The following is a 26,554-nucleotide window of genomic DNA, read 5'->3' as shown; positions in this document are numbered from 1 at the left end:
GCATGTGCCGGCGCCGCGGCCCGTGGGCGTTCATGCAGGCGTGACACCGTGACGATGGCGGCGCTTGCCGGCGCCCGTGCGGGCCGCCGTCTCGTCCAGAATCGTCGCGGCGAATTCGACGGCCGCCGGCATCCGCGGGTCGTGCATCATCACGAATTCCATATCGGGCAGCCGCGGCAAGCCCTCGGGCGGCCCCAGTTCCCGCAGCGTGTCGTCGATCGCGCTGCGCGGCATCGGCGCGATCGCGATGCCGGCCCGTGCGAACGCCAGCACGCCGGCCACGCTCGGGCTTTCGCACGCGATCCGGTAGCGCATGCCGGCCAGCGCGAGCGCCTTGATCGCGGCGCCGCGGTATGGGCACGGATCGGGGAAGCACGCGAGCGGCACGTCGCCTTCCGGAAGCGGCTCGTGGCGCGCGAATGCCCAGGCGAGCGGCTCTTGCCACAACGTCGTGCCGTGGCCCGCGTGCGAGCAGCGGCTCCCGATCACGACATCGAATTCGCCGCGTGCGTGCCGGCGAAACAGGCTGTCGCCGATATCGACGGCGAGATCCAGCCGCAGGCCGCGCCGCGCGGCGCCATGGCGGCGCATCAGGGCGGGCAGCCAGCCGTCCGCGAAGTCCTCCGATACGCCGATCCGCAGCTTGACGTCGGCCGCTTGACCCGTTCCGAGCCTTGCCCGCGCTTCCTCGCTCAGGTTGAGCATCGCGCGCGCGTAGCCGAGCAGCGTTTCGCCATGCCCGGTCAGCGTGACGCTGCGCGTATTGCGCACGAGCAGCGCCTGCCCGACCTGTTCTTCGAGGCGAACGATCTGCGCGCTGACCGCGGACTGGCTGAGATTCAGCCGGCGCCCGGCGCCGGTGAAGCTGCGCACGTCGGCGACCGCGACGAACGTATGAAGCAGCGCCGTGTCGAGGGGAGGATTCATTCATCACCCGTTTGGGTTAATTCGATCAATTAATATCGTTTCCGGATTATAGGCCTACCCGCTAGGCTGCGAAGCACGGTGGGCGAGCGCGCATGGGGCGCGCCGCCGTCACTCCTGACAAGGACCGGCTCCATGACACGCGTGCTCTATATCGAGGGCTCACCCAACAAGGCCTATTCGGCATCCATCGAGGTGTGCGATGCATTTCTCGATACCTACCGGCAGGCTCATCCCGATCACGAGATCCGGAAGCTCGACATCTGGGATCTGCCGATGCCCGAATTCGACGGGGCCGCGCTCGCCGCGAAATATGCGGGATTGAGCGGCACGGCGTTGACGCAGGAGCAGGCGGCCGCGTGGCGGCAGATCGAACGGCTCGCGGCGCCGTTCCACGAAGCGGACAGGTTTCTGTTCGGCGTGCCGCTGTGGAATTTCAGCATTCCGTACAAGCTCAAGCATCTGATCGACGTGATCTCGCAGAAGGACGTGTTGTTCACGTTCGACGAAACGGGTTTTACCGGCAAGCTGGCCGGGAAAAAGGCGGCGGTAGTCTACGCGCGCGGGCTTGCCTATCAGTCGCCGGGGTCGTTTACGCCGGCCGCCGAGTTCGATCTGCAGCGCCCTTACATGGAAACGTGGCTCAAGTTCGTGGGCGTGACGGACATCACCGGGATCGTCGTCGAGCGCACGCTGTTCGGCTCGGACGGGAAGGTCGATCGGAGCCGGGCGATCGACGAAGCACGGGCGATCGCGCGTACGTTCTGAGGTTGCCGGCGCCGTGCATACGGGCGTCGTGCATACGAGCGCCGTGCATACGCGCGTCGGGCAATCGGCGCCGCGTATGCGCCGAGGGGCGAGCGTCAGCGCGCGCCACGTGCGATGGCGAGCGCGACGCCGAAGCCCACCAGCAGGCATCCGAACGTGCGGTCGATCCAGTGCCGCAGCGACAGCAGGCGATCGCGAACACGCGCGGCCGAGAAACAGATCGCCACGAGGCTGAACCAGCCGGCGTGTGCACCCGCGATGAATGCGCCGTAGCCGATCTGCACGATCAACGGCGTGTCGGGCCGGACAGCCTGCATGAACAGGCTGACGATGAATACCGTGGTTTTGGGGTTCAGCGCATTGGTCAGGAAGCCCGTGCGCAGCGCGGCGAGATCGGACAGCGGCGCGACGGCGGCGTCGGCTCGCGCATCGCCGGCTTTCGCTATGAGCATTCTTGCGCCGAGGTAGATCAGATAGATCGCGCCGATCAGCTTGACGGCATTGAAGAGCCACAGCGACTGACGGATCAGGAGCCCGACGCCCAGCAGCGTGTAGCTCACGTGGACGATCACGCCGAGCCCGATCCCGCATGCGGTGAGCACGCCGGCACGACGCGACAGCATCAGGCTGTTGCGCGTGACCATCGCGAAGTCCGGGCCGGGGCTGATGACGGCCAGCAGCGTAATGGTGACTGCGACTATCAATTCGGTCATGGCGTCGCTCCCGCGATCGATGTCTTGGTGGCACAATCCTACCCACCATGATTCATCGGGAAAAACGATGATTTCTGACCGGAATGGTGAGTCTGAATCACAATCGATCCGTACCGGCCTGCCGTCGCTGATGGCGCTGCGTTGTTTCGAGGCGGCGGCGCGCCACGAGAATTTCACCCGCGCGGCCGACGAGCTGTGCCTGACCCACGGCGCGGTCAGCCGCGCGGTGCGTCTGCTCGAGGACGATCTGGGCGTGGCGCTGTTCGAGCGGCGCAGTCGTCGCGTGTTCCTGACCGAGGCGGGCCGCACGCTCGCCCAGGCCGTCCACGATGGCCTGGGGCTGATGCGTCACGCCGCCCACACGTTGCGCGCCGAGGCCGCCCGTACGCGGCGGTCGGTCCTGTCATGCGAGCCGACGCTGCTGATGCGCTGGCTGATTCCGCGCTGGCCGGATTTCCAGGCGCGGCATGCAGGCGTCGACATCCATCTGGCCGCCGCGGGCGGGCCGTTCTCGTTCGACGGCGGTATCGACATGGCGATTCGTCGCAACGATTTCGCGTGGCCGGCGGCGTATCACGCCGAGCATCTGTTCGCCGAACGGGTGGGGCCGGTTTGCCGGCCGGACAAGGTCGGCGCGTGGTTTGCGTCGCGTCGCGGCGCCCGTGCGCTGAAGCACGACGCAGTGCTGCTGCATGCGCGGACGCGGCCGGACGCGTGGAATGCATGGGCGGTGGCCGCGAATCAGCCGGCCGCGGGCCGGCGCGGGCAGCGGTTCGATCACTTCTACTTCAGTTTGCAGGCGGCCGTCGCGGGGCTGGGGGTGGCGATCGGGCCGTGGCACCTGGTGCGCGACGATATCGAAAGCGGAGTACTGGTTGCCCCGATGGGATTTGTCGAGGATGGATCGGATTACTACCTGTTGACGCCGGCGCCGGTGGCGGACGGGAGTGCGCAGGCGGCGTTGCTGGGGTGGTTGAGGGCGATGGTCTGACGCGAGCCGCCGGGCGGGATTTCAAACGACCGGCGAAGACGCGTGCCCGGATGCGCGACGCGCCAATCGATGCCGGGCGCCGCGAGGGCCGGCACTTCGTTCGCGCCCGTATCGATATCGACGGCCCGGACAATATCGTCGCTGATCGAACAAACGCAACCGCGGATCGAAATAAAGAATGAATGTCGGGCCGATGCTTGCTCATGCCGGGCAGCGAACGGAAAATACGTCGATCGACGCACGTTCGCAAGCCCGTTATTCGCGTGAACAGCCCAGGCTCGACGCTGCGCAGGCCGGCCGGATGTCGGCCTGCTTTAACCGAAATGGCCCGTGGTGACGTGTGCGCCGCTAAAAGAATGCCGGTGCGTGCTTTATCGCTGCAACGAATGAGCGCCGGTGAAATCGCCGTCATTCTTCATCTTTTTGACGCGGCTTTTAACGGCACTCGTGCAAACCCGGGCGACGTCAGCGTGCCGCGGACATTTCCGGTCGCCTTTAAACCCGCATCCTTTACCCGACAGTCAATGACGAGACGAAGCCATGCCACTTCAAACCGGTAATTTATTCAGCGTCGAAGGGCGGCGCGGCGGCGACGAGCGAATCGACATGCTCGTGACGAGCTCGCGCGTGAATGTCGAGCGAATCGTATCGATGGGGCACGCGAGCCCGGACGGATTCTGGTATGACGACCCGCGGGCCGAATGGGTCGTGCTGCTGTCCGGTGCGGCCGTGCTCGAATTCGAAGAAAATGCAACGCGGCTCGACATGCACGCCGGAGATTACGTGCTGATCGAGCCGCATTGCCGCCATCGTGTCGCGTGGACGCATGACGAAGTGCCAACCGTCTGGCTTGCCGTCTATTACGAACGCTGAAGAAAGGATTGGCGTGCGGCACGCGCGGTCGATAGACCGGCGCGCGACATGCCGATCGGGCAAAACCTCGTCTACCGGTGCGGCCTTGGAATACCGCCGGTATCGATGCCCCAATCAATGCCGCAATCGCCGGACAGCGCGTTGAATCGCGCGCCGGCACAGGGCGGGAATCTTATTCCTGGATCAGGAATCGATTGCGATTCTTCGCATCCTTGATCCATGCGGGCGCGCGACCGCGGCCCGACCAGGTCGCCCCGGTCTTCGGATCGCGATACTTCGCCTGCACGGGGGCGCCCGCCTGTTTGGACGGCCGACCGCGGCGCGTACCGAAAATGTCTTTTTCGGTAATGCCGTATTCCGCGACTTTGGTGCGGATGTCGTCGACGATCGCCTGGAATTCCGCGACGCGCGCTGCTTCGGCTTTTTCGGCCAAAGCATCCATTTGGGCTTTCAGTTCCTTGTAAGTTGCCATATATCACTCTTCAGGTTGTGTCCATACATGATAGCGGTTTCAGCCCGAATGATGAAGAAAATTGCGCCGACTACGAATTCCATTGTCGATATGGCAATGCGCGACTGCTTCGAACACCTGAGAAGTGGTTCGATTGGATCGTTTGCGTCCGATCCTCTCATGCGGGACAAGCTTCGGAGACTCAATTATTCTTTATCTCTTTTCAGAAGGATTGGGGAATTCACTGATGAACAGGGATGACAGACTGAAACAGGTCGCCGCCGATTTGGGATTCGATCCGGACGAAACGATCCGCATTGGCGGAAAGTACACGCCGGTTCTGGTCGATGGCAGGACGGCCTACATTGCCGGCCAGATTCCGCGAATCGGGGAAGTCGTGCATTTCGTCGGTATCGTGGGCGAATCCGTTTCGCTGGACGACGGCCGCCGCGCGGCCGGTATCTCGGCGCTACGTGCGCTGTCGCTGATCCGCAACCGGTGCGGCACGCTCGATGCGATCGCGACGGTGCCGCGCATGACCGTGTACGTGCGAAGCGCACCGGGCTTCACGATGCAAAGCGAAGTGGCCGACGGCGCGTCGGACGTGTTGTACGCGGTGCTCGGCGACGCCGGTGTCCATACGCGCTCGTCGGTCGGCGTGCTGCAATTGCCGAAGGGCGCGGCGGTCGAAGCCGATTTCATCTTCGGGCTGAATCGCGGCGCCGCTGCCGGTTGATCCGGAGTGGCCGGGCCGACGGAACGAGCCGCTTCGCGGCGGTCGTCCATCCTTCGCGCCCGGCAACCGTCTTCGAATACGAACAGGGTTGACGGGGCGGCGGCGAACCGGTGTTCCCGGGTTGCTTCGGTGAACACACCATCGGACGTCGCCGCGAGATCGGCGTTGTCGCCGGAGATCGCGGCGCAACTGCTGGTCGGCACGACACGCCGCAGGCGACGGCGTGCGGTTTTGCCGTCTCGAGACGGTGCGCGTGCCGAGCCCCGCAGGATCGGCCAGCGCCTTCCGCGGATCGCCGACCGTGACCGTGAAGGGCGACGCGGGAGGGAACACCGTGCCGCAATCGGCCATCGCGTCGGCGTACGATCCGGGTTCGAGCAGGTCCGCGCGGAAGGAGCGGATCGTGCCGGGCTTGCCGGCGCTCCATTCGTCAGATGTGAAGCCCGCGCGATTCACCGCAACGCGCGCCATCGTGTTGCCGGGAAACGATCCGTCGCGCCGTGACGCACGCGCCGTCTTCCGCCGTTTTTCCACCCGGTCATTTCCGGAAGCCGTTCCCGGCCCATATCGGCCGGCATCCCCACTTTTGGGGATGCCGGCGCCGAGCGGTACGCCTACGATGGTCAACAAGGCACCGGAGACCGGATATCACCAGAACAATCGAGCAGGCCTGCCGTTTCGCGTCGATCGACGCGGTCGTCGCGTGCGCCGATGCGCCACGTGCGCGGTGCGTGGTTGGCGCCGCGGGTGATCGCGCATGGATCGCGGTAGGTCTGATGTCGTATTTCGGGGAATGTCAATCACTATGCTCGCACGAGACTATGTGGAACGAGAGCTCTCTCACATCCAGAGAATGGTGGCGATGCTGGACAGCGAGACGGACGTCGACGACGTGTCGATGTCGGGCGCGGGGCGCGTCCGGCATCCGCGCTACTGGCGCGGGCGTATCGAGGAACTGCTGTCGATGCCTAACGTGCCGCGTCACGTCAGAAAGCTGAGCGAAGCCGTGCTCGCGAAGATCGACGCGATGGAAGCGCGGTTCGCGGCGATGAAGTAAGCACATCGTCGGGCAGGGCAGCGAAACGCGGTCCATCGCGTCGTCGTCGCTGCTTTACCTGGCCGCCATCCCGCTCGGCCTGCACCGCGCAGGCAGTCGCCTGAGTCGACACGGATTGCGTCGCCGTGTCGAAAACGACCATTACGTCTGACGAGAAGCGGAAACAGACGTGGTATTTCGACCAAACCCGCATCGCCGATTTGAACAACCAGACCGATTGAGTAAGATGCGCGAACGGCGTTCGACATAAACGCACGGCGCGGGGTGGTCAGATGCAGACGAACGGGTTGATTCCATCGGCATGGATCGATGACGTCTACGCCGCGGCGTTGGGCGATCAACGATGGGAAGCGGTGCTGGACGGGCTGCGTTTGTCGGTCGGCGTACGCATGGCGACGCTGCTGTCGTTCGACGATGCGGCGCGGGTGCCGGCGATCGAGCGGGCGGCCGGCGACGATTCGTCATGGGTGGCCGCGTGCCACCGCAGCTACAACACCGAGTTCTACCTGTACGACCCGGTCGTGCCGGTTGCCGCCGACTGGCCGGCAGGGCGCTGGTTCGAGGACGTCAAGCACCTGTCGGTGCGGCAGCGCACACATGGCGTGTTCTATCGGGAATTCCTGCAGCCGTTCGGGCTCGGCAGCATCTCGGGCCTGTACATCCACCACGGCGAGCGCGCCGGCGCGTTCCTGAGCGTACAGAGCGGGCCCGACGCGCAGGGCCTGTCCGACGACCAGCGCCGCACCATCGAAATCATGGGCGCGCACATCAGCCGGGCGCTGCGGATCCACGCACGCATCGGCGAGCTCGAGGCGCGCGTGGCCGCCGCGGAATCCGCGCTCGACGCGGTGCCGGTGCCGGTGTTCCTGCTCGGCGCGCGACGCGAGTTGCGTTATACGAACCGCGCGGCCGATCAGCTGATCGCCGCGGAACCGGCGCTGCGGATCGTGAACGGGCGCTTTGCGCCGGAAGGCTGCGTCGACGATGCGCAATGGCGGCATGCGTTCGCGCGCGGCGGGCTGTTGCTGCGGCGCGCGACGGGCGAGCCGCTGCCCCTCGCGCTGATTCCCGTTCCCGAACAGTCGCGCCTCGCGCGTGAACGGCCCGGGGTCGCGGCGCTGATGACGGCCGCCGACCTGCGCTCGCCGGCCGCGCGCGCGCAGCGCTTGCGGGTGTTCTACGGGCTGTCGTCGGCCGAGGCCGATCTCGCCGTGCTGCTGTGCTGCGACGGGCGCTCGCCGCAGGAATGCGCGACGCTGCGCGGCGTGTCGATCGGCACGGTCCGCGCGCAGATCAAGTCGATCTACACGAAAACCGACGTGGCCCGCGCCGCGCAACTGACGTCACTGGTCATGCAGACCTGAGCGACCGATGCGCGCCGGCGCGGCCGCGTCGTGCTCTATCCGCCGCCGATTCCCTGCAGTATCTTGCCGGTCCCGCCGCAGACGGTGCACGGCTGGCCCTCCACCCGGCCGGTGCCGCGGCACACGCGGCACGTGTCCTCGCCGACGCCCGGCGCGTCCGCCGGGCCTTCGTCGCCGGCGTTCGGCGGGGTAGCCGGGTCGGGTGTCGCTGATGGCTTCGTGGTCGACATCACAGGCTCCTTTCGCGTGGCACGCTGTCCGGGCGAGCATCGCGCGTACCTGCCGGCCGGGTGGCGCGCGACGGCGACGGCTCGCTCGCGTGTCATAGCGCCGCTCCCGCGTGGACCCCGTACGGATTCGGCCGATCCATTCCAGGGAGCCCGACGAGCGCCTCGCTGCCGTAGGCGCGCCGGCCGGATCGATCGAATGCGTCGCGTGATCAGTCATCCTATAACGTGGACATGCGAAGCGAAAGAAGGCTGTCGGAGGCGGGGAGGCTGCGGCGCCAGCGTCCGACCGCCTGCTGATTCGCCCCCGGAAAACGTTTCTCGAAACAATTGAGATACTGGGAATACAGTTCCCCGATTTCTGCAAAAGACCCGTGATGGTAAAGGTTATAGGGGTATGCACCGAGTGAGTTAAACGATTAACCGACGTACATTCGCTCAACACATCATACGACGTATGACTCCGCGGTCCGACGAAGCGTCCCGGCGACGCAGGCGCGTGCCGACGGATCGCCGCACAACAACGATCGACCATCAAGGAGACTCACCATGAAGCACCGATTCACCGGCTCCCGTACCGCCCTGGCCGTTGCGCTGATGGCCGGCTTCGCGATGTCCGCGCACGCGCGCGTGTTCCGCTCGGCGGACGTGCACGGCGACAACTTCCCGACCAACATGGCCGTGAAGTTCATGGGCGAGGCATTGTCGAAGCAGACGGGCGGCAAGGATTCGATCAAGGTGTTCGGCAACAGCGCGCTCGGTTCGGAGAAGGACACGGTCGACCAGGTGCGGATCGGCGCGATCGACATGGCGCGCGTGAACGGCGCGTCGTTCAACGAGATCGTGCCGGAATCGCTGATCCCGTCGTTTCCGTTCCTGTTCCGCGACGTCGACCATTTCCGCAAGGCGATGTACGGCCCGGCCGGCCAGAAGATCCTCGACGCGTTCACCGCGAAGGGGATGATCGCGCTGACGTTTTACGAGAGCGGCGCGCGCTCGATCTACGCGAAGCGCCCGGTGCGCACGCCGGCCGACATGAAGGGGCTGAAGGTGCGCGTGCAACCGTCCGACCTGATGGTCGACGAGATCAAGGCGATGGGCGGCACGCCGACGCCGATGCCGTTCGCCGAGGTGTACACGGGGCTGAAGACGGGCCTCGTCGACGCGGCGGAAAACAACCTGCCGTCGTACGAGGAAACCAAGCACTACGAAGTGGCGCCCGATTACTCGGAGACTCAGCACGCGATGACGCCCGAAGTGCTCGTGTTCTCGAAGAAAGTCTGGGACACGCTGTCGCCGCAGGAGCAGGCGGCGATCAGGAAGGCGGCGGCCGATTCGGTTCCGTACTACCAGAAGCTGTGGACCGCGCGCGAGGCGTCCGCGCAGCAACTGGTGACGAAAGGCGGCGCGAAGATCGTGCCGGCCGCGCAGGTCGACCGCGCGGCGTTCGTGAAGGCGATGCAGCCGCTGTGGACCAAGTATGAGAAGACGCCGCAGATGAAGCAGATCGTCGACGAGATCGAGGCCACCAAGTGACGCGTCGCACTTCCCTGAACGGCGCGGCGGCCGCGGGCTCGCCGGCCGCCGCCCCGGACGGCGCGGGGCCCGCGCGGCCGCACGCCGCGCCGCTGTTGCGCTGCGTGAACGACGTGCTGTTCCGCGTGCTGGCGGGAATCGCGTCGGCGTGCCTCGCGGTGCTCACGGTGCTGGTGTTCTACGCGGTCGTGATGCGCTACGTGTTCGACAACGCGCCGGATTTCGTCGAACCGATCGCGCTGTTGCTCGTGATCGTGATCGCGATGTTCGGCGCGGCGATGAAGGTGCGCGACGGCGGGCATATCGGCCTCGATTCGCTGGTGCGCCGGCTGTCGCCGAAGGCGCGCACGGTCGTCATCGCGATTCAGCACCTGAGCCTGATCGCGTTCGCGATCATGATCGTGATCGGCTGCGGCAGCATGGCCGCCGAGACGATGGGCGACCGCATCCCGATCATCGGGCTGCCCGAAGGCGTGCGCTACCTGATCACGATGCCCGCGGCGGTTGCGATCATCCTCTTCTCGCTCGAGCACCTGCTCGCGCTTCGTCGTTCTTCGTCGGGACAATAACGCCATGGAACTCGCGATCCTGTCCGTCAGTTTTCTGATTTTTCTCGTCCTCGGTGTGCCCGTGTCGTTCGCGCTCGGCATTGCGTGCGTACTGACCTACATGGTCGAAGGCCTGCCGATCGCGACCGCGATGCAGGCGATGATCTCGGGGATGAACGCGTTCTCGTTCCTCGCGGTGCCGTTCTTCATCTTCTCCGGCGAACTGATGCTGCACGGCGGCATCGCGGACCGGATCCTGCGCTTCGCGCAGGCGACCGTCGGCCACTTCCGCGGCGGCCTCGGGATGGCGAACGTCGTCGCGTGCACGCTGTTCGGCGGCGTGTCGGGCTCGCCGACCGCCGATACGTCGGCGATGGGCGGCGTGGTGATTCCGCTGATGAAGCGCGAAGGCTACAGCGCGGCGTACGCGGTCAACGTGACGACGCATGCGTCGCTCGCCGGCGCGCTGATGCCGACGTCGACCAACATGATCATCTACGCGTTCGCCGCGCAGGGCATCACCGGGATGCTGCACGGCCAGCCGGTGAGCGGCGTGTCGATCGGCGACCTGTTGTTCTCGGGACTGTTGCCGGTGTTGTGGGTGATGGGCTTCGTGCTCGCCGCCGCGTACTGGCAGGCCGTGCGTCACGGCTATCCGCGCCGCGAGGACGGCTCGTCCGCGCTGCCGCGGTTTCCCGGCTGGTATGCGGTGCTGCGCAGCTTCGTCGGCGCGGTGCCCGGGCTGATGGTGATCGCGATCATCCTCGTGTGCGTCGCGAAGGGCATCGCCACCGCGACCGAAGCGGCCGCGATCGCCGTCGTGTATTCGCTCGTGCTGACCGCGGTGGTCTACCGCACGCTGACGGCCGAGAAGCTGCGCCGCGCGCTGTCGCATGCGGCGCGCACGACGGGCGTCGTGCTGCTGCTGATCGCGGTGTCCAACATGCTGCGCTTCCAGATGTCGTACCTGGAGATTCCGGATGCGATCGAAGGGCTGCTGAAGCAGTCGACCGCCGCGCCCTGGCTGATGCTGCTGTACATCAACATCATCCAGGTGTTCCTCGGCACGTTCGTCGACATGGCCGCGCACATCCTGATCACGACGCCGCTGTTCCTGCCGATCGCGATGGCGTGCGGGGTCGGGCCGGTGCAGTTCGGCATCATGCTGCTGCTGAACTGCTCGCTCGGCCTCGTGCACCCGCCGATCGGCTCGGTGCAGTTCGTCGGCTGCGCGATCGGCAACGTGTCGATCGGCGAGACGACGAAGATGGCGTGGCCGTACTACCTCGCGATCTTCAGTGCGATCAATATCGTCACGTACATGCCGTTCTTCTCGACCTGGCTGCCGAGCCTGATCAGCGGCCACGCGGTGTTCTGATCGCACGCTTCGCCCTTCGCGGCGCCGGACGACCGAGGTTGTCCGGCGCCGCGGTTGCATCCGCGCTTCACTTTCTTCACTTCACGTCACTTCCATGAAAACGACTCTCCTGCGGCGCGCCGTGGCGGCGGCCGCGTTGACGATGGTGGCTTCGTTGGCACACGCGGCGACGTATGCGTACGTGTCGAACAGCGACAGCCGCGACATCTCGGTGTTCGGCGTCGATACGGCGACCGGTGCGCTGACCGCGATCGAAACCGTGCCGGTCGGCGGCGCCGTGATGCCGATGGCGCTGTCGCCCGATCATCGGCGCCTGTACGCGGCATTGCGTTCGACACCGTATCGCGTCGTCAGCTTCGCGATCAATCCGCTCGACGGGCAGCTGAGCGAGCTGGGCCGCGCGCCGCTCGCGGACAGCATGGCGTACGTGTCGACCGATGCGTCGGGCCGTTACCTGTTCTCGGCGTCGTATGGCGGCAACCTGCTCGCGGTGAACCGGATCGGCGCGGACGGCGTGGCCGGCGACGTGCAGCAGACGGTGAAGACCGGCCCGATGGCGCATGCGATCCGCCCGTCGCCGGACGGCCGCTATGCGTTCGCGTCGGTGCTCGGCGCCGACGCGTGGCTGCGCTTGCCGTTCGATGCGTCGACCGGCACGCTGACCGACACGGGCGAGCCTGCGTATCGGCTGCCGGAGAAATCCGGTCCACGCCATTTCGTGTTCTCGTCGAACGGGCGGTTCGCCTACCTGATCGACGAACTCGACGGCAAGCTGCACGTGCTCGCGCTGTCGCACGGCGGCGCCGATGCGCGGGCGATCCAGACCGTGTCGATCCTGCCGCCCGATTTTCACGGCGACAAGCCGTGGGGCGCCGACCTGCATCTGACGCCGGACGGGCGCTTCCTGTACGCATCGGAGCGCACGTCGAGCACGCTCGCCGCGTATCGCGTCGATGCGAAGTCGGGCACGCTCGCGCGGATCGGCACGTTCGCGACCGAACCGCAGCCGCGCGGCTTTGCGATCGATCCGTCGGGCAGGTATCTGCTCGCGGCCGGGCAACTGTCGCCGACGTTGGCCGTGTACCGAATCGATCGCGTTACCGGGCATCTCGACGCAATCGGCAAGTATCCGGTCGGCAAGGGCGCAAACTGGGTCGAGATCGTCACGTACGACGGGACGAACTGATTCGGTATGCGGCGCAACGGGCGGCATCGATCGCGTGCCGCCCGTTTCGCGAACGGAATGCAACCGCACTCGCGCACTCGCCCGCGCCGCGAACTACCGGTCGATCGACTCAAGTTGGAGCAGCCGCCGTCGTTAACCGATAAGGGATAACTTCGGGAGTCGATTCGCCATGCGTGATCTGAAAGTGAAAAGCAGTCTGCTTGCCGTGCTCGCCGCGTTCGCCGCGATGATCGTCGTCGGCGGCATCGTCGGGATCGTCGCGCTCGGCAACGCGAACACGAACGCGAAGCGCCTGCACGAAATCGCGACGCAGACGTCGCTCGTCAACGACGCTTACAAGGACAGCACGCGTACCCGCTCGGCGCTCGTCCGTGCGTATTCGGCGCTGAAGGAGCACGACGATCCGGCGCAGCGCGACTCGGCGCTGCAAAGCGCGCAACGCACGTTCGATCTTTCCGCGAAGGAAACGCAGGCGTTCAAGGATGCCGCACCGGTCGGCAACCTCGGCGCGGACCTGAAGCAGGCGCTCGTCGAGTCGTCGACGCATCTCGCGAGCGTGCTCGCGCGTGCGGCCGACGCGCTGCGCAACGGCGACACCGCCGCGTATGCGGCAATCAACGACAAGGAGATCACGCTCGCCGGCCAGGTGTATTCGGCGAACGTCGAGAAATTCCAGCGCATGGCCAACCAGCTCGCACAAGACTCGATCGACGCCGACAACGCCGCCTATACGCGCATCATCGCGATGGTCGGGATCGGCGTCGCGCTGGCGCTCGCGCTGATCGTCGCGACGCACTTCGCGCTGCGCGCGATCGTGTCGCGGCCGCTCGCGAACGCGGCCGCGCTGCTCGACTGCATCGCATCGAACGACCTGACCGTGACGGTGCCCGATGCCGGTCGAAACGAAATCGGCCAGCTGTTCGCGGCGATGAAGCGGATGCAGACGGGGCTCGCGGCGACCGTCACCGGCATGCGCGACAGCAGCGATGCGATCCATACGGCCGCACGCGAGATCGCGGCCGGCAACCTCGACCTGTCGAGCCGTACCGAGCAGCAGTCGGCGTCGCTTGAGGAAACGGCCGCGAGCATGGAGCAGTTGACGTCGACGGTGCGCCAGAACGCGGACAATGCGCAGCAGGCGAGCACGCTCGCGGCAAGCGCGGCGGACCTCGCGCAGCACGGCGGCGAACTGGTCGGCCGCGCGGTCGACATGATGGGTGTGATCAACGCGAGCTCGCAGAAGATCGCGGAGATCACCGGGATGATCGACGGGATCGCCTTCCAGACCAATATCCTCGCGCTCAACGCGGCGGTCGAATCGGCTCGCGCGGGCGAACACGGGCGCGGCTTCGCGGTCGTCGCGGGCGAGGTGCGCACGCTGGCGCAACGCAGCGCGAGCGCCGCGCGGGAGATCCGGCAGTTGATCGGCGCGTCGATCGACGACGTGCGCGACGGCAACGCGCTCGTGACGCAGGCAGGGCGAGCGATGGACGAGATCGTGTCGTCGGTGCGACGCGTGGCGACGATCATGACCGAGATCACGACGGCCACCGTCGAGCAGAGCGCGGGCATCGACCAGGTCGGCCAGGCCGTCACGCAGATGGATCAGATGACGCAGCAGAACGCGGCGCTGGTCGAACAGGCCAGTGCCGCCGCGACGGCGCTTGAGCAGCAGGCCGGGTCGATGCAGGTCGCGATGTCGGTCTTCCGGGTGGCGCGGGCGGGGTGAGCCGCCTGCCGACGCGGCCGTGTTCGGCGCGCCGCGTGAAGCGGTGTGGGTCATCGGCATCGGCGCCGGTAGCAGCAGTCCCGCTTGTATCGACATCGACGACGACCGTGTGCGGCCGCTCGTCACGACCGCACGGAGCGACGCGAACGCTCACCTAACCCGGTGGTGCATCGCGCTCGGCATCGCCGTCCGATGCGTCATCGCCCGACCGATCGTTGCGCCAGTGCGCAAGCTCGCGCCACAGCGCCGGCCGCGCATGGTCACGCGGCGGCAATTCAATGACATACGCGACGCCACGTACGTTGACCACCGCCCCCGAGTCGGGCAGCGCGGGAATGCCCGCGGACGACGGATCGTCGTCCGGCTCGGCGGCGACGGTTGGGCAGGGCGGGCATGGCGACATCATGCGAATTCTCCGTGGGGTGTCGAAGCGGTGCATCAGTAACGGACCCGCCCGACCAGGCCGAGCGGGTCGATCGCGTGCTGGACGGCGCCGGCGAGTTGCCGTTGCGCGGCCGGCACGTGCTTGCGGTAGTACGCGATATTGACCGGCCCGACGCCATGCTCGGCGCTGAAGCAGCCGCCTGCCTGCACGACGCGGTCGTACAGTGCGCCGCGCAGCGCCACCTGCTGCAGCGGCCCGTAGCGATGCGCGTCGGCATGCGGGATCGACACGACGAGATGGCAGCCGCCGTCGCCGAAATGTCCGAACGCATGACAGCGCAGCGACGGATGCGCGGCGGCGAGCCACCGCTCGGCATCGGCGACGAATCCGGCCAGCGCGCCGCGCGGAAACGACACGTCGAACGACAGCGGCACGCCGTCCTGCGCGACGGCGGCCGGCAGCGCGTCGCGAATCCGCCAGAACCGTTCCGCCGGCGCGCACGCCGCGTCGAGCACCGCGCGATCGCTTGCGAGCGCGTCGAGCGTCGCGACGGCGCGCTCCTCCAGCAGCGCATCGAGCCCCGGCATGCCGGTCGCGATCTCGACGAGTGCGTAGCAGGCGGCCGTGCCGGCCTCGAACGGCGCGCGCAATGCGGGAAACGCGGCGGCGACGCAACCGACCGCCGCCGCCGACATGAATTCGAACGCCGACAGCATCTCGCCGAATGCGCGTTCGAACGCGAGCAGGCCGGCGAGCGCGGCGTCGTACGACGCGAACGCGACGAACATCGCGCACGACGACCGTTCGAGCGGCGCGAGCGCGAACGATACGGCGGTGACGAGCCCGTTCGCGCCATTCGCGCCGATGAAGCATTGCGCGACGTCGAAGCCCGCGTTGCGCTTGCGCAGCGGCGCGAGCGCGTCGATCACGGTGCCGGCTTCGTCCGCCAGCACGACTTCGACGCCGAGCACGTGACGGCGCACGTCGCCGTACTTGATCAGGCGGCTGCCGCCCGCGTTCGCGCCGACGAGGCCGCCGGCCGCCGGATCGCTGCCGAGATCGATCGGCACGCAGAGCCCGGCTTCGCCCGCGACGCGATTGATGTCGGACAGCCGCACGCCGGCCTCGACCGTGATGCTGCGGTTGGCCGGATCGAACGCGCGAACGGCGCGCATCCGCTCGAACGACACCACGCATTGCGTGCCGCTTCGATCGGGCACGGCCGCGCCGACGAGGCCCGTGCGCGCACCTTGGGCGACGAGCGCGATCCGGTGCGCGACGGCGGCGCGAACGAGCGCGCGCACGTCGGCGGTCGATGCCGGCCGCGCGACGCCGAGCGGCACGCCGCCGTGATGCAGGACGTCGGTCGCATACGGCTCGCATGTGGCGCCTTCGAGCCAGCCGTCGCCGAGCGCCGCGGCGAGCGCGTGCCGCGGCGCGGCGTGTGCCGCGTGTGCGGGCAGCGCGTTCATCGTCAGCTTGCCCGCGTGAGCTGCCTGCGCAGCCGGCCGCGTACGACGACCAGCGCGATCAGCGGCACGACGCCGCCCCACAGCGGGCTGTGGCGCATCGCGATCGACACCGCGAGCGCGACGACGGTGACGGCGAGCAGCACGAGCGATAGCGAACGCGCCCGCGCGCGATCGACGAGCGTGCCGTCGACGAAGCCGCCGTCCGACCACGCGGTATGCACGATGCCGACCACCAGCACACAGACGAGCATCGCGGCCGGCCCGAGTTCCTCGCCCCACAGACGGCTACCTGTCGGCGAAACTAGCGCGAGCACCGCGCCGATCACGAGGAACAGGTCGACGCCGAGCGCGATGCTGTTGCGCTCCGCGCGGCGCATCAGCCACGCGCCGTGCACGAGCGCGAGCACGCCGCCGATCAGGAACGCGTGGGTCCAGCGCAGGTCCGGCTGTTCGGGGCCGAGCCGGCCGTAGAACAGGAACACGATCGCCGGCAGGAAGTTGCTCGCGTGCAGCAGGTAGCCGGTTATGGGATGGGTCGATTTCATCTGTGTCTCTCCTTCGTCGAAACAGCGGGGCGACGCGTCACGCGTCGTGCCACCGGAACAGCCGCGCGGCGGCGAACAGGAACAGCGCGGTGCACGCGGTCATGCCGAGCAGTTGCGGCGCGAGCTGCGCGTACGGCGCGCCGTCGACCAGCGCGCCGCGCAGCGCGACCGCGAACTGGTTGGTCGGCAGGAACGCGAGCCCGGCCTTCAGCCACGCGGGCGCGTCGTGCATCGGGATCGTCAGGTCGCTGAAGAACAGCAGCGGGTAGTAGGTGACGTTGCACGCGAGCTCGGCGGCCGCGAGCGAGCGCGTGCGGCTGGCGAGCAGCACGCCGATGCTCAGCACCATCGCCGCGCCGAGCAGCACGATCGGCAACGCGCGCAGCCCGTCCGGCGTCGCGATCGGCAGCGCGATGCCGAACGCGACGCGCGCGACCGTCAGCAGCACGAGCGCCGACAGCGCCATCATCGCCATCCGCGCGACGATCAGCGCGGCGAGGAACACGCCGCGCGACACCGGGAAGCACACGTACAGCTTGAACGTATTGCGCTCGCGCAGCGCGGCGATCGCGGTGGTCGTCGAGTTCAGGCCGATCGCCATGAACGCCATCACCAGGATGCCGGTCGCGAAGAACGCGCCGTAGTCGAACGGGCGGCGCGTGGGCGCCGCGTTCTCGAAGCGCGCCTGCGCGGCCGGCAGCCCGAGCCGCTGCGCGGCGCAGCGCGCGAGCGCGATCTCGACGACGCGTGACGCGGCCTTGACCGCGAGCGAGCCGTTGAAGTCGTAGCGGATCGTCGCCGGCGTGCGCTCGTCGGCGCCGAGCACGACGGTCACGCGCTCGGCCGGCGCGCCGCGGCCGCCGAAGGTCGCCTTCACCGTGTCGCTGTGCGACAGGCTGGCGACGATCTGCGCCTGGCACGCCTGGTTGTACGGCGTCGCGCCGCCGGGCAACTCGAACGCGATGTCGGCCGTGCCGAGCGAACCCGAGCCGCCGAACGCGAACAGCATCACGCTCAGCAGGAACACGGGGAACACGAGCGTCCAGAACAGCGACGAGCGGCTGCGCAGGTAGCCGAGCAGCTCGTTGCGCACGAGGATCAGGAACACCTTAGTCATGGCTCGGGCCCTCGGTGCACAGGCGCAGCAGGTCGCCCAGCGTGCTCGGCGCGAGCGCGAGATGCTGGATGCCCCGTTCGCCGACGATCCGGTGCACGTTCGGATGCAGCGTCGCATCGCCGAACGCCTCGACCACGTGCGCGGCCGACACACGCACGCCGGTCACGCCGGGCAGCGCCGCGAGCCGCTTGCGCAGCGCGCGCGCATCGGCCTCGTCGCGGCAATGCAGGACCGCGCGCGCATCGCCGACGAGCTCGGCGCGCAGCGTGTCCTGGTCGCCCTGGTAGCGCACGCCGCCGTCGCGCACCCACACGAGATCGTCGACCACGCTCAGTTCTTCCTCGGAATGGCAGATCATCGCGATGCTCGTACCGCTTGCGCGGTGGCGCAGCAGGTCGATCACGACGCCCGCGTAGCGGCGGTCGAGGCCCGTGAACGGTTCGTCGAGCACGGCCAGCTCGGGCCGATGCGCGAGCGCGACGTAGAGGTCCACGCGCTGGCGCTGCCCCTTCGACAGCGCACGGCACGGCTTGTCGAGCAGTTCGGCGATGCCGAGCGCGTCGGCGATCGCCGCATCGGTGTGCGCGTACATCGCGCGGTGCAGCGCGACGATCTCCGACACGCGCAGGTGATCGGGATACTCGACCTTCTGCAATTGCGCGCCGATCCGCTGCAGCGAGCGCGAATCGCGCATGAAGCGTTCGGCCGGCACGTCGAGCACGCGCACGTCGCTGCCGCCGCGCCGGAAGCCGAGCAGCGTTTCGAGCAGCGTGGTCTTGCCGGAGCCGTTCGGCCCGACGATCGCGGTGATCGCGCCGAGCCGGAACCGCACGTGGCGCGCGGAGAAGCGGAAATCGCCGGCCGCGACGTCGATCGCGCGCGCGCCGAGCGCCGCGCCCGGCGCATGCGCGTCGGGCAGCGGCGGCGTGCCCGCGCGCCGCGGCCGGTCGAACGCGGCGGGCGGGCCGAACATCGCGCGCACGGACGCAAGAAACGAAACGCTCATCGTCGGCATCCTCAGTCGAACAGCATGACCTGCGTGTCGCGCACGCCGCGGTACGGGTTGCGGCCGTGCGCGACCAGCATGTTGTCGACGACGAGCACGTCGCCGGCCTGCCACGGGAACGCCCGTTCCTCTTCGTCGAGCGCGTCGTAGATCGCCACCAGATCGTCGAACGGCATCGGCGAGCCGTCGCCGTAGCGGATCTCGTACGGAAACGCGGCGCGCGTGCCGTACATGCGCTGCAGGTAGCGATAGCTGAGCGCGCCCATCGAGCGCGGGTTCGGGTGCTGCGCGCTCGCCTGGTTGAACCACACCGTCTCGCCGGTGCGCGGATGCGTGCGCAGCGCGCTGCCGACGTGCGATACGGTCACGCTGCCGTCGTCGAGCCAGCGGCAGCCGACGCCGCGTTCCGCGCACAGCCGTTCGACTTCGTCGCGCGCCGTCGTGCCGAATGCGTCGTCCCACGGCCGGTGGTACGCGGCGAACGGCAGGTTCGGATTGGCGGCGAGGCCGTCCGCGCGGTCGCCCGGCGCCGCGAAATTGCGCAGGTACATCACGCCGCGTTCCGCAAACCGCGCGCGCAGCGCGGCCGGCACGCGCGCGGTCACGCGGCGCATGTCGCAGATCGGCGTTTCGCCGCCCGCGTCGGCCGGCTGCCGGCAATAGAACGCGACGAGGCGCGGGAATGCGGGCATGTAGGCCATCTCCTGGTGCAGCCCGATCTTGAACGGCGGCGGCATGCGGGTCGACTCGTAGACCTGGCCGTCGATCTGCCGGCGCGGTGCGGCGCCGGCCGTGTAGCCGTTCGCGTGCGCCGGGTAGAGCGCGCCGAGGCGGCCGAACGCGGCGGTGTCGGGTACCGCGAAGCCGCGCCACAGCAGCGCGCCGCACGCATCGAGCAGCGTGTCGATCGTGTCGAGCCGCGAGCGGTACCACGCGACGAACGTCTCCGGCGACGTCGCGAGTTCGGCGCTGCGCGGGCTCACGCACAGCGGCAGCGTCGCGCCGGGCGCGACCGGCGCGCAGTGCACGTCGTCGGCGCCGAGCCGCACGGCGGCATGTGCGGCGAGGAAGGCGAGATCGGTCATCGCTCAGGCCAGCGCCGGTTTCTTCAGCAGGATTTCGAAGCCGAGCGCGCCGAGCCCCGCGCTCGGGCTGTAGATCGACGCAACCTGCGTCAGACCGGCTTCGGCCACCAGCGCATGCGCCTCGTCGAGCGTGATCTTTTCCTCGACGTGGGTCGGCGGATAGTCGGCGGCCGCGCGCATCTCGGTGAAGCGGTCGAGCAGGTGCTGCGGCGCGTCGCGGCGCATGTCGTGCACGAGCGCGATGCCGCCCGGCTCCAGCACGCGGTACATCTCGGTGAGGCTCAACGCCTTGTCGGGCAGATGGTGCAGCGTCGCGCGGCCGACCGCCATCGTCAGCGTGCCGGCGTCGAACGGCAGCGCGAGCGCGTCGCCGACGCGCATCTCGATCGTGTCGTCGAGCCCGAGTTCGCGAATGCGCGGGCGGCCTTCGTCGAGCATTGCCGGATCGAGGTCGATGCCGACGTAGCGCCAGCCGCGCATCGCCGGATCGGTCGCGAGCCGCACCGGCACGACGCCGGTGGCCGTGCCGATGTCGGCGATCGTGCCGGGCGTCATCCCGCGCGCGAGCTGGCGGATGCGGCTGATGAACAGCAGGTCCCACGGTTCGAGCGTTTCGGTGGCGAAGCGATCGTAGTCGTTCGCCGGGCGCAGGTTCTTGAGCAGCATGACGTTCCTTGTGCGAAAGGGTGAGGGTTCACAGCCAGCCGACCGGCACGGCGGCCAGCAGCCGTCGCGCGGTCGCGCTGTTGACGCCGAACGCCGGGCGGCGGCGCCGTTCCACCGCATGCGCGGCCATCGCCGCGATGCGCGCGCCGAGGCCGACACCGACGCCCCACGACGGCGCGGCGACGCCGAGTTCGAGCAGCGTCGCGGCGGTCAGGAAATCGATGTTCGGCCGCAGCGCGCGGCGCGCGTCGGCCTGCGCGCGGCACGCGTCGAATAGCGTCACGTAGCCGCCGCCGAAGCCGCAAGCCGCGAACCGACCGCGCATGTGCGGCGGACGCGGATCGGCGACGAACAGCGGATGGCCGAAGCCGTACAGCGTGCGTTTCGCGTCGAGCGCCGCGTCGATCGCCGCGCGCCCGGCTGCGTCGAGCGCGGCCGACGGTGCGCCGGCGCCGCCGGGCACCGATCGCGCGAGCGCCGCGAGCCACTGCATCGCTTCGAGCGCCGCGCCGACGTGCGACGGCCCGCTCGCGAGGAAGCCGGACGCGATCGCCTGCGTCAGCGTGACGCCGGTGCCGATCGCCACGCGCGGCGCGAGCACGGTCGGTGTGATGTAGCCGAAGCCGGCGTGCCACGCGACGAGCAGCATGTCCATCGCGGCTTGCGCCGGCGCGTCGTGGCGCGTCGCGCCGGTCAGCACGAGCATGCGTTGCGCTTGGGTCCGTGCTGCATCGAGCGCCGTGCCGCCGCCGGCGCGCGGGCCGGCGGCGAACGGCCGGCCCTCGATCGCCGCGTGCAGCAGGAACGGCGCGGCGGCCGCGCACAGCAGCATCGTGTCGAGATCGGCATCGTCCGGCGCCGGGCCGCGCATGCGTTCGAGCACGTCGTCGAGGCCGCGCAGCAGGCCGGACGCGGCCGCGAACACCGGCGCGACGCCCGCCGCACCGAGGTCGGCCGCGACCGACTGGGCGACCGAGCCGGGCGCCAGCGCGTCGGCGAACGCGGCGAGCCGCGCGGCGATCGCGTCCTCGTGCGCGCGATGGTCGGCGCGGCCGGGCGCGACGTCGAACCACAGATGCGCGAGCGCGCCTTCGAACGTCGTCGCGCCGATCAGCGCGTTCAGGTCGAGATCGCGCACGCGCAGCGCTTCGGGGTCGAGCGTCGCGCCGTCGATGTCGGTGCCGCGATGGCGCGTCGTCGGGCGGCCGAGCAGGTTGCGCGGCGCATCGGCGGTCGGGGCGGCGGGGATGCCGGAATCGAGCGTCGTGTCCATGTCATTCCGCCGCGGCGAGTTCGTCGCTGCTGACGCTGATCGCCGCGTGCGCCATCGCGGCGATCACGGCCGCGTGCTGGTCGACGACGGGCAGCACGTTCGCGAAGTAGTAGCGCGCGCTTTTCAGCTTGCCGCGATAGAACGCGAGCTCGGCCGGCATGTCGGCCGTTTCCGGCGCATCGAGCCGGCGCGCGGCGATCGTCGCCGATTCGAGCAGCACCCACGCCGACGTGACCACGCCGAACATCTCCAGAAAGCGCGTGTAGAACTGGCTGCTGCGATGCGTGTGGCCGTCCTGCACGTCGCGCGCGATGTCGTCGAGCGCGGCGGCGATCCGGTCGGCGCCCGCGCGCAGCGCGTCGAACAGCGGCCGCAGCTCCGCCTGCGTGCCGGCCTGATGCTGCTGCGCGAGGAACGCGTCGAGTTCGTCGCGGTAGTACTGGATCAGCCGCGAATGGCGGCCGAAGCCGAGCTTGTCGCGCACGAGGTCCTGCGCCTGGATGTAGTTCGTGCCTTCCCAGATCGACAGGATCTTCACGTCGCGCGCATTCTGCTCGACGGGGCTCGCGTCGGTATAGCCGAGCCCGCCATGCACCTGGATCGCGGTCTCGCAGATGCGCCATGCCTGGTCGGAGATGAACGCCTTGCAGATCGGCGTCAGCAGCAGTTGCAGCTTGCGGTGGCGCTCGATCTCGGCCGGGTCGGCGTCGGGCGTCGCTTCGAGCATCGCCGCGCGCGTCGCGGTCGCGGCGAGCTTGCCGAGCAGGCCGCGGCAACCGTCGACGCGGCTTTTCATGTCGACCAGCATGCGCTGCACGTCCGCGTGCTCGACGATCGCGACGCGCGCGGCGTTCGTGTTCGACGCGCGCTCGATCGGCCGCCCCTGCAGCCGGCGGCCCGCATACTCGACCGCGTGCAGGTACGCGCTCGACGCGACGCCGACGCCGAACATCCCGGTACTCATCCGCGCCTGGTTCATCAGCGGCATCAACTGCAGCAGGCCGACGTTGCGCCGGCCGCCGAGCAGCCAGCCTTTCGTCGTGCCGTTCGCGCCGAACACCAGATGCGTGTTCGCGCAGCCCTTGAGCCCCATCTTGCGCGGCAGGCCGATGCAGTCGACATGGTTCGGCCGCAGCTCGCCGGTCTCTTCGTCCGGCCAGAAGCGCGGCACGACGAGGCACGACAGCGAGAATGAATCCGGCGATGCGGTATCGATGCGCCCGAGCACGAAATACAGCGTGTTTTCCGTCAGCTCGTGCATGCCGGCCGAGATGTAGACCTTCTCGCCGTCGATCGCGTAGATATCGCGTTCGAGCGGCGTCGCGCGCAGCGCGACCGCGGTGAGGTCGGTGCCGGCCTGCGGTTCGGTCGCGCAGAAGCACGCGTCCCAGCGGTACGCTTCGAGCGGCGCGATCAGCGCCTTCTGATGCGGCGTGCCGTGCATCTGCAGCAGCTTGACCGCGGGGCGCGTGAAACCGCCGTACGTCATGAACGACGGATTCGCGCCCATGAACATCTCGTAGATCATCTGCGTGACGATCGGCGGCAGCCCGTGCGCGGTGCCGAACAGCGTGTTCGACCACTCGTCGCGAAAACGTGCCCACAGCGCATGGAAATGCGAAGGAATCCGTACCTGGCCGTCGTCGAGCAGCGTGCAGCCCTCGACGTCCGCCTGCTGGTAGCTGCGCCCGAGGTCGAGCGCGAAGTCGCGCGCGCGTTCGAGCAGCGCGTCGACGGACGCACGATCGTGCGCGCTGTACGGCCCGTGTTCGAGAAAGTGCCGGTCGGCCTCGAACAGTTCCCACAGAAAGAAGCGCAACTCGCGCAGGCTGACTTTGTATGCGCTCATCATGCGTCTCCTTCGATATCGAGCGCGGCGTCGAGGCCGCCGGCCAGATCGACGACGGCCGCCGCCGCCGCGCCATGCAGCGCCGCGTCCCAGACGAGCACCGTGCGGCGTTCGCCTTCATCGAGCGCGCCCGCGAGCCGGATCAGCGCGGCGGCCGATTCGGCCGACGACAGATGGCCGGCCCCGTCGTGCTGGATGCGCGCGCCGACCGGGATCGACGCGGCGTCGGCCACGCGTGCCGCGAAGCCGGGATCGAAGCCCGGCGGCACGCACCAGTCGATCTGGTTCGCGCGCAGGTTGGCCTGGTCGAGCGCGCGGCGGATCGCGCGGGCGGCGACCGGCGCGAGCGTGTCGCGCAGCGCGGCCGGCGCATCGGCCCACGGATCGGCGACCGATGGCCCGAACTCCATCGCGACGGCGCGCACGCCTCCCCACGCGGCCGGCTCCGGCGCCGGCCCCGCGCGCGACACGAGCAGCGCGGCGGCCGCATCGCCGTAACCGACCAGATCGCCGAACTGGCGGAAGAACGGGTAGAGCCACTTGTCACTGAGGATCACGAGCGCCTGGTCGCCTTCGTCGAGCAGCAGCCCGTCGAGCAGCATCAGCGCCGAATACCAGCCGAGCGTGCCGTTCTGGCCGAGCGCGAACGGCGTCACGCGCTGGAGCCCGAGTTCGTACTGCATGCGGCCGACGACCGAGTCGCCGATGCCTTCGTTGAGCGCGCAACTGGCGACGATCAGATGCGTCGTGCGCGCGAGCGCGCCGGAGCCGAGCTGGTCGCGCAGGTCGAGCGCCGCATCGGCGGCGAGATCGGCGAGGCTGCGCCCCGGCGGCGCGACGCGCAGCGCGGGCCGGCCGCCCGGCGCGAGGCGCGTGCCTTCGTCGGGCGTCAGCGCGCCCATGCCGCGCGGCCGCGCAAAGCGCGCCTGCGGCAGCAGCAGATGGCGGTAGCCGGGATGGCGCTCCTGCGCCTGGATCGCGCTGAACACGACGGCGGGCGGCAGCACCACGACGCCGCCGGACAATGCAAGCGTGCCGGGCGCGGCGACGCGCGGCGCGCCGACACAGGGTTCATCGAGCGTCGACGGGGTCATGCGGCGGTCTCCTCGAGGTTCGGGCGCGCGAACGCGTCGCGATACTGCGCTTTCAGCGCCGGTCGGTCGATCTTGCCGTTCGGGTTGCGCGGCAACGCCGGCAGCGGCTCGACGACGAGCGGGTTCATGTAGGTGGGCAACGCGTCGCGGCACGCGCGGGCGATGTCGATGCGGCACGCGTCGGCGTCGAGCGTCGACACGACGCATGCGGCGATCGCCTCGCCGAGCGCCGGATGCGGAACCCCGAATACCGCGGCCTCGCGGATGTGCGGCAGCGCGAACAGCACGTCCTCGACCTCGGTCGGGCTCACGCGATAGCCCGACGTCTTGATCATGTCGTCGCCGCGCGCGACGAAGTACAGGTAGCCGTCCGCGTCGCGCCGCACGATGTCGCCGGACCATACGGCGACGTCCGGGCGCGGAATCTCGCCGTGCCGGCGCGGCAGCGGGCGAAAGCGCTGCGCCGTCAGCTCGGGCCGGTTCCAGTAGCCGAGCGTGACGAATGCGCCGCGATGCACGAGTTCGCCGGGCTCGTCGGCCGCGCATTCGCTGCCGTCCGCGCGCAGCACGAGGATTTCCGCGTTCGGCACGGCCTTGCCGATCGACGTCGGGCGCAGCGCGGCATCCGCGGGCGGCAGGTACGTCGAGCGGAATGCCTCGGTCAGCCCGTACATCAGGTACGGCGACGCGTGCGTGAACAGCGCCTGCAGACGGTGCAGCAGCGGCGTCGCGAGATGGCCGCCGGTGTTCGCGAAGCGGCGGATCCGCGTGCGCGCGGCGTCGCTCCAGCCGGCCGACGCGAGCTGCATCCACAGCGGCGGCACGCCGGTGATCGACGTGACGCCGAACGCGTCGCAATGGCGCGGCACTTCGGCCGGCTGCAGGAAGTCGAGCGGCGTGTAGCACGCGCCGGACGCGAGCGCGGTCGTCAGCTGGCTCAGGCCCGCATCGAAGCTGAGCGGCAGCACGCCGAGCACGACGTCGTCGTCGGCGAGCTGCTGGTATGCGGCGACGCTGAACGCGCCCGACACCAGGTTGCGGTGCGATACGACGACGCCTTTCGGCTTGCCGGTCGAGCCGGACGTGTAGAGCAGCGCGGCCGGATCGTCGTCGACCGGGCGGCCGGCGGGGGCCGCCGCCGACGCCGGCGTGTCGGTGCCGGGCGAATCGATCGCATCGGCCAGTTCCTCGATCAGCAGCGTGCGCGTGCCGACGAGCGCGGCGAGCGCCGGCAGGCGCTTGAGCCGCTGCGCACCGGTCACGAACAGCGCGGCGCCGCTGTCGGCGACGATGTGTTCGATCTGCGCTTCCTTCAATTGCGGGTTGACCGGCACGAAGATCGCGCCCAGCGCGTTGGCCGCGAGCATCGCGACCACGGTTTCGATGCGCTTCGGCGCATAGATCGCGACGCGTTCGCCGGGCTGCACGCCGCGCGCCGCGAGTACGGCGGCGGCGCGCCGGACCGCGTGGGCAAGCTGGTCGTAAGTCAGCGTGCCGCCGCCGTCGGCATAAGCCGGACGATGCGGCCAGCGCGCGGCGCCATGTTCGAGCAGGTCGGCGATGCTGATCAATGCGTTCATG

General features: G+C 68.9%; 26 protein-coding genes. 11 read left to right on the top strand and 15 right to left on the bottom strand.

The window, feature by feature from the left end:
- Positions 1 to 30: 30 nt before the first annotated feature.
- The gene (locus WS64_RS18070; protein WP_060967192.1) at positions 31 to 927 is read right to left on the bottom strand and encodes a LysR substrate-binding domain-containing protein; all 897 of its coding nucleotides are present in this window, start codon (positions 925 to 927) and stop codon (positions 31 to 33) included.
- 132 nt (positions 928 to 1,059) lie between these two features.
- On the opposite strand from WS64_RS18070, the gene WS64_RS18065 reads away from it, so the two are divergent.
- On the top strand, positions 1,060 to 1,692 hold the full coding sequence (locus WS64_RS18065; protein WP_060967191.1) for an FMN-dependent NADH-azoreductase: 633 nt from the start codon (positions 1,060 to 1,062) through the stop codon (positions 1,690 to 1,692).
- 95 nt (positions 1,693 to 1,787) lie between these two features.
- Here WS64_RS18065 and WS64_RS18060 read toward each other — a convergent pair whose 3' ends face one another.
- Entirely contained in the window at positions 1,788 to 2,405 is a 618-nt protein-coding gene (locus WS64_RS18060) for a LysE family translocator (RefSeq protein WP_060967190.1), read from the bottom strand.
- A gap of 67 nt (positions 2,406 to 2,472) precedes the next feature.
- Between WS64_RS18060 and WS64_RS18055 the strand changes: the two genes are divergently transcribed.
- Together WS64_RS18055 and WS64_RS18050 are read left to right on the top strand one after the other, a co-directional pair.
- Positions 2,473 to 3,396 carry a LysR family transcriptional regulator gene (locus WS64_RS18055; protein WP_060967189.1) on the top strand — a complete coding sequence of 308 codons (924 nt, stop codon included), beginning with the start codon at positions 2,473 to 2,475 and terminating at the stop codon, positions 3,394 to 3,396.
- A gap of 540 nt (positions 3,397 to 3,936) precedes the next feature.
- Complete coding sequence (locus tag WS64_RS18050; RefSeq protein ID WP_060967188.1) at positions 3,937 to 4,269, top strand: cupin domain-containing protein; 333 nt, start codon at positions 3,937 to 3,939, stop codon at positions 4,267 to 4,269.
- Between the two features lie 172 nt (positions 4,270 to 4,441).
- Here WS64_RS18050 and WS64_RS18045 read toward each other — a convergent pair whose 3' ends face one another.
- Positions 4,442 to 4,741: an H-NS histone family protein gene (locus WS64_RS18045; RefSeq protein ID WP_059579211.1), complete on the bottom strand. Its 300-nt coding sequence runs from the start codon at positions 4,739 to 4,741 to the stop codon at positions 4,442 to 4,444.
- Between the two features lie 226 nt (positions 4,742 to 4,967).
- On the opposite strand from WS64_RS18045, the gene WS64_RS18040 reads away from it, so the two are divergent.
- The 3 genes from WS64_RS18040 (at position 4,968) to WS64_RS18030 (ending at position 7,877) form a co-directional block, all read left to right on the top strand.
- Positions 4,968 to 5,456 carry a RidA family protein gene (locus WS64_RS18040; protein ID WP_060967187.1) on the top strand — a complete coding sequence of 163 codons (489 nt, stop codon included), beginning with the start codon at positions 4,968 to 4,970 and terminating at the stop codon, positions 5,454 to 5,456.
- A gap of 805 nt (positions 5,457 to 6,261) precedes the next feature.
- Positions 6,262 to 6,513 carry a hypothetical protein gene (locus WS64_RS18035; protein ID WP_060967186.1) on the top strand — a complete coding sequence of 84 codons (252 nt, stop codon included), beginning with the start codon at positions 6,262 to 6,264 and terminating at the stop codon, positions 6,511 to 6,513.
- Between the two features lie 272 nt (positions 6,514 to 6,785).
- Positions 6,786 to 7,877 carry a helix-turn-helix transcriptional regulator gene (locus tag WS64_RS18030; RefSeq protein WP_060967185.1) on the top strand — a complete coding sequence of 364 codons (1,092 nt, stop codon included), beginning with the start codon at positions 6,786 to 6,788 and terminating at the stop codon, positions 7,875 to 7,877.
- Between the two features lie 35 nt (positions 7,878 to 7,912).
- On the opposite strand, the gene WS64_RS33070 is transcribed toward WS64_RS18030, so the two are convergent.
- Positions 7,913 to 8,107: a hypothetical protein gene (locus WS64_RS33070; protein ID WP_081103868.1), complete on the bottom strand. Its 195-nt coding sequence runs from the start codon at positions 8,105 to 8,107 to the stop codon at positions 7,913 to 7,915.
- 546 nt (positions 8,108 to 8,653) lie between these two features.
- Here WS64_RS33070 and WS64_RS18025 point away from each other — a divergent pair.
- From WS64_RS18025 to WS64_RS18005, 5 genes are all read left to right on the top strand, one after another.
- Positions 8,654 to 9,640, top strand: coding sequence for a TRAP transporter substrate-binding protein (locus WS64_RS18025; RefSeq protein WP_059639013.1), 987 nt, complete (start codon positions 8,654 to 8,656; stop codon positions 9,638 to 9,640).
- Positions 9,637 to 10,209, top strand: coding sequence for a TRAP transporter small permease (locus WS64_RS18020; protein WP_059579196.1), 573 nt, complete (start codon positions 9,637 to 9,639; stop codon positions 10,207 to 10,209). Before WS64_RS18025 ends, WS64_RS18020 begins: the two co-directional genes overlap by 4 nt.
- Positions 10,210 to 10,213: 4 nt before the next feature.
- Complete coding sequence (locus WS64_RS18015; RefSeq protein WP_006481162.1) at positions 10,214 to 11,566, top strand: TRAP transporter large permease; 1,353 nt, start codon at positions 10,214 to 10,216, stop codon at positions 11,564 to 11,566.
- A gap of 94 nt (positions 11,567 to 11,660) precedes the next feature.
- Positions 11,661 to 12,752 (top strand): lactonase family protein, encoded by a 1,092-nt coding sequence (locus WS64_RS18010; RefSeq protein ID WP_059639015.1) that lies wholly within the window; start codon positions 11,661 to 11,663, stop codon positions 12,750 to 12,752.
- 169 nt (positions 12,753 to 12,921) lie between these two features.
- On the top strand, positions 12,922 to 14,481 hold the full coding sequence (locus tag WS64_RS18005) for a methyl-accepting chemotaxis protein (protein WP_060967184.1): 1,560 nt from the start codon (positions 12,922 to 12,924) through the stop codon (positions 14,479 to 14,481).
- A gap of 154 nt (positions 14,482 to 14,635) precedes the next feature.
- On the opposite strand, the gene WS64_RS18000 is transcribed toward WS64_RS18005, so the two are convergent.
- The 11 genes from WS64_RS18000 to WS64_RS17950 are packed head-to-tail and all read right to left on the bottom strand — an operon-like array spanning position 14,636 to position 26,553.
- Positions 14,636 to 14,887 carry a hypothetical protein gene (locus WS64_RS18000; protein WP_059579186.1) on the bottom strand — a complete coding sequence of 84 codons (252 nt, stop codon included), beginning with the start codon at positions 14,885 to 14,887 and terminating at the stop codon, positions 14,636 to 14,638.
- A 32-nt stretch (positions 14,888 to 14,919) separates the two neighbouring features.
- The gene (locus WS64_RS17995) at positions 14,920 to 16,338 is read right to left on the bottom strand and encodes an FAD-binding oxidoreductase (RefSeq protein ID WP_060967183.1); all 1,419 of its coding nucleotides are present in this window, start codon (positions 16,336 to 16,338) and stop codon (positions 14,920 to 14,922) included.
- A gap of 2 nt (positions 16,339 to 16,340) precedes the next feature.
- Positions 16,341 to 16,883, bottom strand: a complete 543-nt coding sequence (locus WS64_RS17990; RefSeq protein WP_060967182.1) for a hypothetical protein — start codon at positions 16,881 to 16,883, stop codon at positions 16,341 to 16,343.
- Positions 16,884 to 16,920: 37 nt separating this feature from the next.
- Positions 16,921 to 18,000, bottom strand: a complete 1,080-nt coding sequence (locus WS64_RS17985) for an ABC transporter permease (RefSeq protein WP_059639019.1) — start codon at positions 17,998 to 18,000, stop codon at positions 16,921 to 16,923.
- A complete protein-coding gene (locus WS64_RS17980) occupies positions 17,993 to 19,006 on the bottom strand; it encodes an ATP-binding cassette domain-containing protein (RefSeq protein WP_060967487.1) in 1,014 nt (337 codons plus the stop codon). Before WS64_RS17980 ends, WS64_RS17985 begins: the two co-directional genes overlap by 8 nt.
- Positions 19,007 to 19,017: 11 nt before the next feature.
- A complete protein-coding gene (locus tag WS64_RS17975) occupies positions 19,018 to 20,091 on the bottom strand; it encodes a TauD/TfdA family dioxygenase (protein WP_060009071.1) in 1,074 nt (357 codons plus the stop codon).
- 3 nt (positions 20,092 to 20,094) lie between these two features.
- Positions 20,095 to 20,757: a class I SAM-dependent methyltransferase gene (locus WS64_RS17970; protein WP_059579171.1), complete on the bottom strand. Its 663-nt coding sequence runs from the start codon at positions 20,755 to 20,757 to the stop codon at positions 20,095 to 20,097.
- Positions 20,758 to 20,785: 28 nt separating this feature from the next.
- Positions 20,786 to 22,030: a citrate/2-methylcitrate synthase gene (locus WS64_RS17965; protein ID WP_060967181.1), complete on the bottom strand. Its 1,245-nt coding sequence runs from the start codon at positions 22,028 to 22,030 to the stop codon at positions 20,786 to 20,788.
- A gap of 1 nt (position 22,031) precedes the next feature.
- Positions 22,032 to 23,879 carry an acyl-CoA dehydrogenase gene (locus WS64_RS17960; protein ID WP_060967180.1) on the bottom strand — a complete coding sequence of 616 codons (1,848 nt, stop codon included), beginning with the start codon at positions 23,877 to 23,879 and terminating at the stop codon, positions 22,032 to 22,034.
- Positions 23,879 to 24,973: a hypothetical protein gene (locus tag WS64_RS17955; protein ID WP_060009058.1), complete on the bottom strand. Its 1,095-nt coding sequence runs from the start codon at positions 24,971 to 24,973 to the stop codon at positions 23,879 to 23,881. Before WS64_RS17955 ends, WS64_RS17960 begins: the two co-directional genes overlap by 1 nt.
- Positions 24,970 to 26,553: an acyl-CoA ligase (AMP-forming), exosortase A system-associated gene (locus WS64_RS17950; RefSeq protein ID WP_060967179.1), complete on the bottom strand. Its 1,584-nt coding sequence runs from the start codon at positions 26,551 to 26,553 to the stop codon at positions 24,970 to 24,972. The genes WS64_RS17955 and WS64_RS17950 overlap by 4 nt, the downstream gene beginning before the upstream one ends.
- Position 26,554: the final 1 nt, after the last annotated feature.

The organism is Burkholderia anthina, from assembly GCF_001547525.1.
GTDB lineage: Bacteria > Pseudomonadota > Gammaproteobacteria > Burkholderiales > Burkholderiaceae > Burkholderia > Burkholderia semiarida.
The sequence above is the reverse complement of the archived record's forward strand: the minus strand, read 5'-3'. Positions and strand labels throughout refer to the sequence as shown.

Excerpts from the sequence above, each read along its gene's own strand:
- WS64_RS18070 (WP_060967192.1), bottom strand. The coding sequence starts at position 927 with ATGAATCCTCCCCTCGACACGGCGCTGCTTCATACGTTCGTCGCGGTC.
- WS64_RS18065 (WP_060967191.1), top strand. The coding sequence starts at position 1,060 with ATGACACGCGTGCTCTATATCGAGGGCTCACCCAACAAGGCCTATTCG.
- WS64_RS18060 (WP_060967190.1), bottom strand. The coding sequence starts at position 2,405 with ATGACCGAATTGATAGTCGCAGTCACCATTACGCTGCTGGCCGTCATC.
- WS64_RS18055 (WP_060967189.1), top strand. The coding sequence starts at position 2,473 with ATGATTTCTGACCGGAATGGTGAGTCTGAATCACAATCGATCCGTACC.
- WS64_RS18050 (WP_060967188.1), top strand. The coding sequence starts at position 3,937 with ATGCCACTTCAAACCGGTAATTTATTCAGCGTCGAAGGGCGGCGCGGC.
- WS64_RS18045 (WP_059579211.1), bottom strand. The coding sequence starts at position 4,741 with ATGGCAACTTACAAGGAACTGAAAGCCCAAATGGATGCTTTGGCCGAA.
- WS64_RS18040 (WP_060967187.1), top strand. The coding sequence starts at position 4,968 with ATGAACAGGGATGACAGACTGAAACAGGTCGCCGCCGATTTGGGATTC.
- WS64_RS18035 (WP_060967186.1), top strand. The coding sequence starts at position 6,262 with ATGCTCGCACGAGACTATGTGGAACGAGAGCTCTCTCACATCCAGAGA.
- WS64_RS18030 (WP_060967185.1), top strand. The coding sequence starts at position 6,786 with ATGCAGACGAACGGGTTGATTCCATCGGCATGGATCGATGACGTCTAC.
- WS64_RS33070 (WP_081103868.1), bottom strand. The coding sequence starts at position 8,107 with ATGTCGACCACGAAGCCATCAGCGACACCCGACCCGGCTACCCCGCCG.
- WS64_RS18025 (WP_059639013.1), top strand. The coding sequence starts at position 8,654 with ATGAAGCACCGATTCACCGGCTCCCGTACCGCCCTGGCCGTTGCGCTG.
- WS64_RS18015 (WP_006481162.1), top strand. The coding sequence starts at position 10,214 with ATGGAACTCGCGATCCTGTCCGTCAGTTTTCTGATTTTTCTCGTCCTC.
- WS64_RS18010 (WP_059639015.1), top strand. The coding sequence starts at position 11,661 with ATGAAAACGACTCTCCTGCGGCGCGCCGTGGCGGCGGCCGCGTTGACG.
- WS64_RS18005 (WP_060967184.1), top strand. The coding sequence starts at position 12,922 with ATGCGTGATCTGAAAGTGAAAAGCAGTCTGCTTGCCGTGCTCGCCGCG.
- WS64_RS18000 (WP_059579186.1), bottom strand. The coding sequence starts at position 14,887 with ATGATGTCGCCATGCCCGCCCTGCCCAACCGTCGCCGCCGAGCCGGAC.
- WS64_RS17995 (WP_060967183.1), bottom strand. The coding sequence starts at position 16,338 with ATGAACGCGCTGCCCGCACACGCGGCACACGCCGCGCCGCGGCACGCG.
- WS64_RS17990 (WP_060967182.1), bottom strand. The coding sequence starts at position 16,883 with ATGAAATCGACCCATCCCATAACCGGCTACCTGCTGCACGCGAGCAAC.
- WS64_RS17985 (WP_059639019.1), bottom strand. The coding sequence starts at position 18,000 with ATGACTAAGGTGTTCCTGATCCTCGTGCGCAACGAGCTGCTCGGCTAC.
- WS64_RS17980 (WP_060967487.1), bottom strand. The coding sequence starts at position 19,006 with ATGAGCGTTTCGTTTCTTGCGTCCGTGCGCGCGATGTTCGGCCCGCCC.
- WS64_RS17975 (WP_060009071.1), bottom strand. The coding sequence starts at position 20,091 with ATGACCGATCTCGCCTTCCTCGCCGCACATGCCGCCGTGCGGCTCGGC.
- WS64_RS17970 (WP_059579171.1), bottom strand. The coding sequence starts at position 20,757 with ATGCTGCTCAAGAACCTGCGCCCGGCGAACGACTACGATCGCTTCGCC.
- WS64_RS17965 (WP_060967181.1), bottom strand. The coding sequence starts at position 22,030 with ATGGACACGACGCTCGATTCCGGCATCCCCGCCGCCCCGACCGCCGAT.
- WS64_RS17960 (WP_060967180.1), bottom strand. The coding sequence starts at position 23,879 with ATGAGCGCATACAAAGTCAGCCTGCGCGAGTTGCGCTTCTTTCTGTGG.
- WS64_RS17955 (WP_060009058.1), bottom strand. The coding sequence starts at position 24,973 with ATGACCCCGTCGACGCTCGATGAACCCTGTGTCGGCGCGCCGCGCGTC.
- WS64_RS17950 (WP_060967179.1), bottom strand. The coding sequence starts at position 26,553 with ATGAACGCATTGATCAGCATCGCCGACCTGCTCGAACATGGCGCCGCG.